This window comes from Endozoicomonas sp. ONNA1 (assembly GCF_024606325.1).
GTDB lineage: Bacteria > Pseudomonadota > Gammaproteobacteria > Pseudomonadales > Endozoicomonadaceae > Endozoicomonas_A.
In genome coordinates, this window is sequence record NZ_JAHHPN010000613.1 from 1 (window position 1) to 2,201 (window position 2,201).

At 50.1% G+C, this 2,201-nt stretch carries 3 protein-coding genes and 2 pseudogenes; 4 read left to right on the top strand and 1 reads right to left on the bottom strand.

The features are described 5' to 3' along the window. Nucleotides 1–404 (bottom strand): annotated as a pseudogene (locus tag KDK19_RS14255) (amidohydrolase family protein); the annotation flags it as partial. On the opposite strand from KDK19_RS14255, the pseudogene ureC reads away from it, so the two are divergent. The 4 genes and pseudogenes from ureC to KDK19_RS14275 form a co-directional block, all read left to right on the top strand. Next, a pseudogene (gene ureC, locus KDK19_RS14260) lies at nucleotides 402–575 on the top strand (urease subunit alpha); the annotation flags it as partial. The pseudogenes KDK19_RS14255 and ureC overlap by 3 nt on opposite strands. 96 nt (nucleotides 576–671) lie before the next feature. Continuing rightward, nucleotides 672–1,175: an urease accessory protein UreE gene (gene ureE, locus KDK19_RS14265; protein WP_257281781.1), complete on the top strand. Its 504-nt coding sequence runs from the start codon at nucleotides 672–674 to the stop codon at nucleotides 1,173–1,175. Next, complete coding sequence (locus KDK19_RS14270; protein WP_257281780.1) at nucleotides 1,147–1,833, top strand: urease accessory protein UreF; 687 nt, start codon at nucleotides 1,147–1,149, stop codon at nucleotides 1,831–1,833. The genes ureE and KDK19_RS14270 overlap by 29 nt, the downstream gene beginning before the upstream one ends. Before the next feature lie 11 nt (nucleotides 1,834–1,844). Next, on the top strand, nucleotides 1,845–2,201 hold a 357-nt coding region (locus tag KDK19_RS14275), incomplete at its 3' end, for a GTP-binding protein (RefSeq protein ID WP_306801349.1).

Here is a 2,201-nt window from a genome sequence, read left to right on the forward strand (position 1 = left end):
AGCATATCCAGATGTTCATCAACCGTGTTGATGGTGTATGGACGAGTAGGGTTTGTAGACGACGGTAGAACAAAGTCTTCACCACAGGCCTTGATAATATCGGGAGCATGTCCACCACCGGCACCTTCGGTATGGTAGGTGTGGATAACTCTTCCCTTGAATGCGGCAATAGTATCTTCAACAAAGCCCGATTCATTCAAGGTATCGGTGTGAATAGCGACTTGAATGTCGTACTTCTCTGCAACGCCCAGGCAACAATCGATAGAAGCGGGAGTGGTTCCCCAGTCTTCGTGAAGCTTGAGCCCCATGGCTCCCGCCAGAACCTGTTCTTCCAGTGCTGCGGGGATGCTGGCGTTGCCTTTGCCAAGAAAACCAATATTCATGGGCAGACTATCCACAGCCTGTCTGCGGTAAAAAATACCCGAACTATTCGCAAGAAAGATATGCTGTTGAACACTTGGCAGCCCCATATGGAGGTTAATCCGGAGACGTACGAAGTGCGTGCCGATGGCGAGCTGCTGGTATGTGAACCAGCCAAAGTCGTTCCTCTGGCTCAGCGCTACTTTCTTTTTTAGGAATATCTTTAAGAGCTTTTTTTGTGAGCCTTTTTCGAGCGCAAAGACTTTTACTGTCAATGGCTCAAAACAAATCAAGACAAAGGAAAATAAGAAATGCTGAAGTTAACCAGGCGCTTGCAGGAAACTGATGTTCAGCACAATGACGAGCTATTGCTGCCATTTGATGAGCGCAAGAGAGGTCGTTTGAAAGCGACCACCCTGAGCGGGAGAGAAGCAGGAATATTCATTGAGCGGGGCGATGTTTTAAGAGGCGGCACTCTGCTTCAGGCAGACACTGGTGAAGTCGTGTTGGTGCGCGCCAGTGATGAAGAAGTCACAACAGCCTACTGTGAGGATGCCGTGACGTTTGCCAGAGCATGCTATCACCTCGGTAATCGTCATGTCCCCTTGCAGGTGGGCAATAACTGGCTTCGATTCCAGAAAGATCACGTTCTGGATGAAATGGTGATGTTACTCGGGCTGACTGTAGACCACACAGAGGCTCCTTTTGAGCCCGAAAACGGTGCTTATGCCAAAGGTCATGGTCATCATCACCATGGTGAGCACAGCCATGAGCGGGTGGAAAGCTATGAGCGGATGGAAAGCCATGAACACTGAGGCATTACTTGGGCTTTTGCATCTGTCCAGTCCAGCCCTGCCTGTTGGAGCCTTCGCTTATTCTCAGGGTTTGGAAACAGCGATTGAGCGACAATGGTGTTTTGATCGTGAGTCCACCTGCCATTGGATCTCCCAGCTACTAACGGAGGGAATGGGCCGTCTGGATGTTCCGGTGTTCTTCCGACTATACGACGCTTTTCAGTCTGATGACAGGCCTTCAGTTGAGCACTGGAATCGTCAATTGCTCGCCTTTCGGGAAACTCGCGAACTTTATGATGAAGACTGTCAGGTAGGCAAGGCATTCAAAATCTGGCTGACGTCTTTATTCCCTGAAGAGTCCAGGGCGGACTGGCTGGAGATGCCCACTCAAGCAGCTATGTTTGCATTATCCAGTTTATGCCACGGCATGAAGAAAGATACTGCCGCTATCGGACTGTTGTGGTCATGGTGCGAAAACCAGGTGACAGCGGCTACCAAGGCGGTGCCTTTGGGGCAGACCGATGCCCAGAAAATTTTGCAACATCTGGCCAGTGAAATTGGCACTGTGATCGAGAGCGCTAAAACGATTCATGATCACAAATTGGGTAATAATCTGGTGCATTACGCCATGGCCAGCAGCTGGCACGAGCACCAGTATTCAAGATTGTTCAGATCTTAGGAAGAAGCAATATGACAAGCAAGCAGCCTCAGACCCTTCGGGTGGGTGTCGGTGGTCCGGTAGGGTCCGGTAAAACAGCACTGCTCACCAAACTTTGTGCTTCCATGCGGCAGCACTACAACCTGGCAGTGGTGACCAATGATATTTATACGAAAGAAGACGCACAGTTTCTGATTCGCAATGAAGCGCTGGATGAAGATCGTATCATTGGTGTTGAAACCGGTGGCTGTCCCCATACGGCGATTCGTGAAGATGCGTCTATGAATCTGGCAGCAGTTGATGAGCTTTGCCAGAGACATCCAGGCCTGGAAATGGTTCTGGTGGAGTCTGGTGGTGATAACCTTAGTGCAACCTTCAGCCCTGAGCTG

Excerpts from the sequence above, each read along its gene's own strand:
- ureE (WP_257281781.1), top strand. The coding sequence starts at position 672 with ATGCTGAAGTTAACCAGGCGCTTGCAGGAAACTGATGTTCAGCACAAT.
- KDK19_RS14270 (WP_257281780.1), top strand. The coding sequence starts at position 1,147 with ATGAGCGGATGGAAAGCCATGAACACTGAGGCATTACTTGGGCTTTTG.